Below are 7,082 nucleotides of genomic sequence, written 5' to 3'. Positions count from 1 at the left end.
CGGTGAGGGCTCATCGGATAGCTTTTCGGATAAGAAACCGCAATGAAAGCGTCACTGCTCAATAAGCTGGACATCCTCCAGGACCGTTTCGAGGAATTGACCGCCCTGCTTGGCGATGGCGAAGTCATTTCCGATCAGAACAAATTCCGCACCTATTCCAAGGAATACGCGGAAGTCGAGCCGATCGTCGACACCTATAAACAGCTGCTTAAAGTGCAGGGCGACCTCGAAGGCGCACAGGCACTGCTCAAGGACAGCGACCCGGACATGCGTGAAATGGCCGTGGAAGAAGTCCGCGAAGCCAAGGAACGATTGATCGAGCTCGAAGCCAGCCTGCAACGCATGCTGCTGCCCAAGGATCCGAACGACGGTCGTAACGTGTTCCTGGAAATCCGCGCGGGCACCGGCGGTGACGAAGCGGCGATTTTCTCCGGCGACCTGTTCCGCATGTATTCGCGTTACGCCGAGCGGCGTGGCTGGCGGGTAGAGATTCTCTCGGAGAACGAAGGCGAACACGGTGGCTATAAAGAAGTTATCGCCCGTGTCGAAGGCGAGAACGTCTACGGCAAACTGAAGTTCGAATCCGGTGCGCACCGTGTGCAGCGGGTTCCGGCCACTGAATCCCAAGGTCGCATCCACACCTCGGCCTGCACCGTGGCGGTATTGCCCGAGCCGGATGAGCAGGAAGCCATTGAGATCAACCCGGCGGATCTGCGGGTCGACACCTATCGCTCCTCCGGTGCCGGTGGTCAGCACGTCAACAAGACCGACTCGGCGATTCGTATCACCCACTTGCCGTCCGGTATTGTCGTCGAGTGCCAGGAAGAACGTTCCCAGCACAAGAACCGCGCCCGGGCGATGTCCTGGCTGTCGGCCAAGCTCAACGACCAGCAGACCAGTGCCGCGGCCAATGCCATCGCCAGCGAGCGTAAATTGCTGGTCGGTTCCGGTGACCGCTCCGAGCGGATCCGTACCTACAACTTCGCCCAGGGCCGGGTCACCGACCATCGGGTCAACCTGACGCTGTATTCGCTCGACGAAATTCTTGCGGGCGGCGTGGATGCGGTGATCGAACCGTTGCTGGCCGAGTACCAGGCCGATCAATTGGCAGCGATAGGTGAGTAAATGACGATCATTGCCAGCTTGCTGCGCGCCGCCGATTTGCCTGATTCGCCCACCGCGCGTCTGGATGCCGAATTGCTGTTAGCGGCGGCCTTGGGCAAGTCCCGCAGCTTTCTGCACACCTGGCCTGAGCGTATCGTCCCGAGCGAAGCGGCACTGAAGTTTGCCGAGTATTTGCAGCGCCGCCGCAGCGGTGAGCCAGTGGCCTATATTCTGGGTCAGCAAGGCTTCTGGAAGCTCGACCTGGAAGTCGCGCCCCACACGCTGATTCCGCGTCCCGACACTGAATTGCTGGTGGAAGCGGCGTTGGAACTGTTGCCGGCCACCCCAGCCAAGGTGCTCGATCTGGGCACCGGCAGTGGTGCCATCGCCTTGGCGCTGGCCAGCGAGCGTCCGGCCTGGAAGGTCACCGCCGTGGATCGCGTGCTGGAAGCCGTGGCCCTGGCCGAGCGCAATCGTCAGCGCTTGAACCTGAGCAATGCCACGGTGTTGAGCAGTCATTGGTTCAGTGCCCTGGAAGGCCAGCGTTTTCAACTGATCATCAGCAATCCGCCCTACATAGCTTCGACCGATCCGCATCTGGTAGAGGGCGACGTACGCTTTGAGCCGGCCAGTGCCTTGGTGGCGGGTGTCGATGGGCTCGACGATTTGCGTCTGATCGTCGCCCAGGCACCGGATTATCTTGAAGCGGGTGGCTGGTTGATGCTCGAACACGGTTACGATCAAGCCTGCGCAGTGTGCGATTTGCTGCTGACCCGCGGCTTTGAAGAAGTCCATAGCCGCACCGATCTGGGCGGTCACCAACGCATCAGTCTGGGGCGCTTGCCGTGCTGAATGATCAGGAATTGCTGCGATACAGCCGGCAGATTCTGCTGCAACACGTCGACATCGACGGCCAGTTACGGCTCAAGGAAAGCCGTGTGCTGATTATCGGTCTCGGTGGCCTAGGTTCGCCGGTTGCGCTGTACCTGGCCGCGGCCGGTGTCGGTGAGTTGCATCTGGCAGACTTCGACACGGTCGACCTGACCAATCTGCAACGCCAGATCGTTCATGACACCGACAGCGTCGGCCTGAGCAAGGTCGATTCGGCGATCCGTCGCCTGACCGCGATCAATCCAGAGATTCAGCTGATCGCCCATCGCACTGCATTGGACGAGGATTCGCTGGCCGCCGCTGTTGCCGCGGTGGATCTGGTGCTGGACTGTTCCGACAATTTTTCCACCCGCGAGGCGGTCAACGCTGCGTGTGTGGCCGCGCGCAAGCCGCTGGTCAGCGGTGCGGCGATTCGTCTGGAAGGGCAATTGTCGGTGTTCGACCCGCGTCGTCCAGAGAGCCCGTGCTACCACTGTTTATACGGGCACGGCAGCGAGGCCGAGTTGACCTGCAGCGAGGCGGGCGTCGTCGGTCCTTTGGTCGGGTTGGTCGGCAGCCTCCAGGCACTGGAAGCGCTGAAACTGCTGGTGGGGTTCGGCGAGCCGCTGGTGGGGCGCCTGTTATTGATCGATGCCTTGGGCTCACGCTTCCGTGAATTGCGGGTCAAGCGTGATCCGGGCTGCAGCGTCTGCGGGTCGCGCCATGCGTGAAGCGCCGATTGCTGTGTTCGATTCCGGCGTCGGTGGACTCTCCGTGCTGGCCGAGATCCAGCAGTTGCTGCCCAACGAGTCTCTGTTGTACTTCGGCGATTGCGGGAATATTCCCTACGGCGAGAAAACCCCGGCATTCATCCGCCAGCGTTGCAGTGTCATGGCGCAGTTCTTTCAGCAGCAAGGCGCCAAGGCGCTGGTGCTGGCTTGCAACACCGCGACGGTGGCCGGTGTTGCGGACTTGCGGCGCGATTACCCCGAGTGGCCTATCGTCGGCATGGAGCCTGCGGTCAAACCGGCCGCTGCGGCGACGCGCAGCGGTGTGGTCGGCGTGCTCGCCACCACCGGTACTTTGCAGAGTGCCAAGTTTGCTGCCTTGCTCGATCGTTTCGCCACCGATGTACGGGTGATTACTCAGCCGTGCCCCGGGCTGGTGGAGCTGATTGAAAATGGCGATCTGCACAGCGAGACATTGCGTCAGTTGCTGCAAGGGTATGTCGAGCCGCTGCTGGCTGCAGGTGCAGATACGATCATTCTGGGCTGTACCCATTATCCCTTTTTAAAGCCACTGCTAAGGCAGATGCTCCCGCAAAGCATCAGCTTGATCGATACGGGTGCCGCTGTGGCGCGGCAGCTCCAGCGTCTGCTGGCCGAGCGTGAATTGCTGGCCGAGGGGCCTGCTCGCCCCGCACAGTTCTGGTCGAGTGCGGACCCAGAACATTTCAGAAATATCTTGCCGATCCTGTGGAATATGTCTGGGGTTGTGCGAAGCTTCGAAAAGTAGAGACGCGTAGCAAACGAATAATTGGGGTGAGCTTCTGATTAAACGGTGACTTCTATAGCTTTGTTTGTTTTGCAGCATAAAAATCATACTAAATTGTTCGGAAAAGGATGTTTCTAATGAAGCGACTATTCTGTTTGGCCGCGATTGCGACCGCATTGATGGGGCACAGTTTTACCGCGCAGGCGGCAGGGGTGGAGTTCGGGGTCGGCCAGACCAGCGATTCGACCATGACCTACCGACTGGGCATGCAGTTCGATTGGGACAAGAGCTGGTTGCAGAGTGATGTTGGCCGCTTGACCGGCTACTGGAGCGGCGCTTACACCTACTGGGAAGGCGACAAAACGGCGAGCAATCACAGTTTGTCGTTCTCGCCGGTACTGGTGTACGAGTTTGCCGGTCAGACCATCAAGCCCTACGTCGAAGCGGGTATCGGTATCGCGGTGTTTGCCAACACCGAATACGAAGATAACAAGCTCGGCAGTGCCTTTCAGTTCGAAGACCGTTTCGGGTTTGGTCTGCGCTTTGCCGGCGGACATGAAGTCGGGATTCGCGCCACCCACTACTCCAATGCCGGGATCAGTAACCCGAACGACGGTGTAGAAAGCTACGCATTGCATTACACGATGCCGTTGTAAGCCTGCAGTGTTTAGATGTGGGAGCTACCTGTGGCGGGGGCTCTCACATGGCATCGGGTGACTGCGATCTCACCGATACGCCGTCGCAATCCCCTGGCGTTCGGTGATGCATTCCGGTGCGCCCATTTCGAACTCCCGGCAGATCAGCGGACGCTTTTCATAGATGGTGCACATCATGCTGTTGCGATCCAGTGCGGCGCACCAGCCGTCATCCAGTCGCAGCATGACTTCACCACCCCAATCATCGGTATCGATAAAACGTTCGGGCACGCCGGTGTCAGTGATCAGCATCACTTCAAGCTGGCAGCAGCAGGCTGCGCAGGTCGAGCAGGTGACCGCAGGCTCGGCGACTTGCGTGTGGGGAATGGTTTTCATGGCGCGCAGTGTAAGGCAGTGGGCCCACGCTGTGTAAAAGGCCTGACAGACGCTCAGGCTTCACGGCAGATCCTCGATCGGCGGCTTGTTTCGCGCTTGTTCGTCGATTGCCAGTCCCGCCCGGTCGGGTTGTTGCGGCAGGGGCCAAAGAACAGGCATGAGCAGCTCCGGCAAGGAGCATTCCAGTGGACGATTCTTGATCATGTCGAGGAGGTATCGCGCGGCTTGGCCTGCCGACCAGTCGAGATGTATCGGGGCGCCGTCGTTCAGAGGCGTATCGATAAGCCCTGGGCTGACCACGGTCATTTCGATGTTTTCCGGCGTCATGTCGATGCGCAATGACTCGAATAGATGACGCAACCCGGCCTTTGAATCGCCATAGGATTCGGCCCACGGCAGGGGTAACCAGGTCACCGAACTGGCAATGCCCACCAGATGCGGCGCAGTGCCCGCCTGCAGCAAAGGCCGGGCGGCTGCRATGCAATAACTGCTGGCAAGCAAGTTGGTACGCATGATGTGCTCGATGATTGACGAATCGAGCTGATTGGCGTCGACGTATTCGCAGGTGCCTGCGTTAAGGATCATGGTGTCCAGAGAGCCCCATTCCTGCGCAATCTGCTCACCGATTTCGCGCACCCTTTGGCTGTTGGTCAAATCGCCCGCGACCACCAGCACTTGACCGGGATAGCGCTCAGACAGGGATATCAGTGATGCCACCGAGCGGGAGCTGGCCGCCAGATGAGCCCCGGTTTTCAGTATTTCTTCAGCCAGCACAGCACCAATACCGTTGCTGGCGCCGGTCAACCAGTATCGCCTTGGAGGTGTACGACTCATCCCAATCCCCTTATTTACCCAATATTTCCCTGGCTCAATTCCGTGTTCATGACGCAACGCTGCAGCATCAATTTAATGACGGTGGCGATAAACCCTGTCGTGATGGCAGGTTCTTGAACGCGTCCAGGGCCCGTTCACGGGAAGCACTCAGATTGACGATAGGCGACGGGTAGCCCCTCACACCGAACAATCCGCCGAGATTGGCCAGATTGTGCAGGTCTTTATTGTTCATTTCGTTGAGCTCCGGCAACCAGTGCTTGATGAACACCCCTTGTGCATCGAACTTTTCCGACTGGCTCAGCGGGTTGAAAATCCGGAAGTAGGGCGCCGAATCAGTGCCGGTGGACGAACTCCACTGCCAGCCACCATTGTTCGCCGCCAGGTCGCCATCAATCAGGTGCCGCATGAAGAAGCGCTCGCCTTCACGCCAGTCGATCAGCAGGTTCTTGGTCAGGAACATCGCCACCACCATGCGCAGACGGTTGTGCATCCAGCCGGTTTCCAGCAATTGGCGCATGGCGGCATCGATGATCGGCAGGCCGGTGCGGCCTTGCTGCCAGGCCTTGAGTTCTTGCGGGGCGTCACGCCAGACCAGGGCTTCGGTTTCCGGCCGGAAGGCGCGGTGCCGGGATACACGGGGGTAGCCCACCAATATGTGTTTGTAGAACTCGCGCCACAGCAGCTCGTTGATCCAGGTGATGGCGCCGACCTTGCCGCTTTCGAACTCGCCCTGATTGCTTCGCAACGCGGCGTGCAGGCACTGACGAGGGGAGATCACCCCGGCGGTGAGATAGGCCGAGAGCTGGCTGGTGCCGGGCTTTGCCGGGAAGTCGCGTTCGCTGTGGTAATAGTCGATCTGGGCGTCGACAAAGGTGTCGAGGCGGCGTCGGGCTTCGGTTTCACCGGCTGGCCAGAGGGCACGCAAGCTGTCGTTGGGAGAATCGAAACCCTCGACACGGGAGGGCGGTTCGTCGCTGCTGATATCCAATGGAGCCTGAAGGGCGGGTGCAGCGACCAATCCGGGCAATGAAGCGTGCAGGCGTTCGTAGCAGACCTTGCGAAACTGGCTGAAGACCTGGAAGTAGGTTCCGGTTCTGGTGAGCACGGTGCCTGGCTTGAACAGCAGCTGATCGAGGTGGCTGTAAAAGTCGATGCCCCGGGCTTTCAGCGCTTGGGCCACCGCCGCATCACGGCGGGTCTCATGAATGCCGTATTCCTCGTTGACGTGCACCGCGTCGATCTTCAGCTGCTGGCACAGTTCGAGCAGAACCTTGGGCGCTTCATCCCAGCGGGACGCCTGGCGAATCAGTAGCGGGATGTTCAGGGCGTCCAGCGCGCGTCGTAATTCGGCGAGGTTGCGCAACCAGAAGTCCACTTTGCACGGCGCGTCGTCGTGCGCAAGCCACTGCTGCGGGCTCGGCAAATACACCGCCACACACGGGCCACGGGCTGCGGCGGCCGAGAGGGCGGTGTTGTCGTGTAGACGCAGGTCGCTGCGCAGCCAGATCAATTGCATGGTCGTATCCGTACGATTCATCAAAAAAGCGCCATTAAATGAGCCCGCGCTGTATCAGGTCCAGATGGGCCGATAACGGGTTATCGGCCAGGATCAAATCAGCAATGGCGGTGTTTTTTGCGGACAAATCGGCGTGGTGGATGCACACCGTTGGTCCGGCGATCATTTTTGGGCAACTGACGCCATTCAAAAGTTTCGACAATTTTGCAAGATTCATGGCTTTGCTGGAATAC

8 protein-coding genes and 1 pseudogene are annotated in these 7,082 nt (G+C 59.5%); 5 read left to right on the top strand and 4 right to left on the bottom strand.

Annotation, left to right across the window (positions count from 1 at the left end):
* The first annotated feature begins 42 nt into the window (after positions 1 to 42).
* The 5 genes from prfA (at position 43) to AC1DLB_RS16435 (ending at position 4,124) form a co-directional block, all read left to right on the top strand.
* Positions 43 to 1,125, top strand: a complete 1,083-nt coding sequence (gene prfA / locus AC1DLB_RS16455; protein ID WP_007939759.1) for a peptide chain release factor 1 — start codon at positions 43 to 45, stop codon at positions 1,123 to 1,125.
* Positions 1,126 to 1,956: a peptide chain release factor N(5)-glutamine methyltransferase gene (gene prmC / locus AC1DLB_RS16450; protein WP_018929573.1), complete on the top strand. Its 831-nt coding sequence runs from the start codon at positions 1,126 to 1,128 to the stop codon at positions 1,954 to 1,956.
* The gene (locus AC1DLB_RS16445) at positions 1,950 to 2,705 is read left to right on the top strand and encodes a molybdopterin-synthase adenylyltransferase MoeB (RefSeq protein ID WP_018929574.1); all 756 of its coding nucleotides are present in this window, start codon (positions 1,950 to 1,952) and stop codon (positions 2,703 to 2,705) included. The genes prmC and AC1DLB_RS16445 overlap by 7 nt, the downstream gene beginning before the upstream one ends.
* The gene (gene murI, locus AC1DLB_RS16440; protein ID WP_018929575.1) at positions 2,698 to 3,489 is read left to right on the top strand and encodes a glutamate racemase; all 792 of its coding nucleotides are present in this window, start codon (positions 2,698 to 2,700) and stop codon (positions 3,487 to 3,489) included. The genes AC1DLB_RS16445 and murI overlap by 8 nt, the downstream gene beginning before the upstream one ends.
* Before the next feature lie 116 nt (positions 3,490 to 3,605).
* The gene (locus AC1DLB_RS16435) at positions 3,606 to 4,124 is read left to right on the top strand and encodes an acyloxyacyl hydrolase (protein WP_018929576.1); all 519 of its coding nucleotides are present in this window, start codon (positions 3,606 to 3,608) and stop codon (positions 4,122 to 4,124) included.
* Positions 4,125 to 4,193: 69 nt separating this feature from the next.
* Here the strand turns inward: AC1DLB_RS16435 and AC1DLB_RS16430 are convergent, their stop codons facing one another.
* From AC1DLB_RS16430 to AC1DLB_RS16415, 4 genes and pseudogenes are all read right to left on the bottom strand, one after another.
* On the bottom strand, positions 4,194 to 4,499 hold the full coding sequence (locus tag AC1DLB_RS16430) for a YkgJ family cysteine cluster protein (RefSeq protein WP_018929577.1): 306 nt from the start codon (positions 4,497 to 4,499) through the stop codon (positions 4,194 to 4,196).
* 60 nt (positions 4,500 to 4,559) lie between these two features.
* Positions 4,560 to 5,333, bottom strand: a complete 774-nt coding sequence (locus AC1DLB_RS16425; protein ID WP_026286680.1) for an SDR family NAD(P)-dependent oxidoreductase — start codon at positions 5,331 to 5,333, stop codon at positions 4,560 to 4,562.
* A gap of 67 nt (positions 5,334 to 5,400) precedes the next feature.
* Complete coding sequence (gene phrB / locus AC1DLB_RS16420; RefSeq protein WP_086946021.1) at positions 5,401 to 6,849, bottom strand: deoxyribodipyrimidine photo-lyase; 1,449 nt, start codon at positions 6,847 to 6,849, stop codon at positions 5,401 to 5,403.
* A gap of 34 nt (positions 6,850 to 6,883) precedes the next feature.
* A pseudogene (locus tag AC1DLB_RS16415) lies at positions 6,884 to 7,082 on the bottom strand (MerR family transcriptional regulator); the annotation flags it as partial.

This window comes from Pseudomonas sp. 05N434, from assembly GCF_056396965.1.
The sequence above is the reverse complement of the archived record's forward strand: the minus strand, read 5'-3'. Positions and strand labels throughout refer to the sequence as shown.

Bases quoted from the DNA above. Each gene is read 5' to 3' on its own strand.
- prfA (WP_007939759.1), top strand. From the start codon at position 43: ATGAAAGCGTCACTGCTCAATAAGCTGGACATCCTCCAGGACCGTTTC.
- prmC (WP_018929573.1), top strand. From the start codon at position 1,126: ATGACGATCATTGCCAGCTTGCTGCGCGCCGCCGATTTGCCTGATTCG.
- murI (WP_018929575.1), top strand. From the start codon at position 2,698: ATGCGTGAAGCGCCGATTGCTGTGTTCGATTCCGGCGTCGGTGGACTC.
- AC1DLB_RS16435 (WP_018929576.1), top strand. From the start codon at position 3,606: ATGAAGCGACTATTCTGTTTGGCCGCGATTGCGACCGCATTGATGGGG.
- AC1DLB_RS16430 (WP_018929577.1), bottom strand. From the start codon at position 4,499: ATGAAAACCATTCCCCACACGCAAGTCGCCGAGCCTGCGGTCACCTGC.
- phrB (WP_086946021.1), bottom strand. From the start codon at position 6,849: ATGCAATTGATCTGGCTGCGCAGCGACCTGCGTCTACACGACAACACC.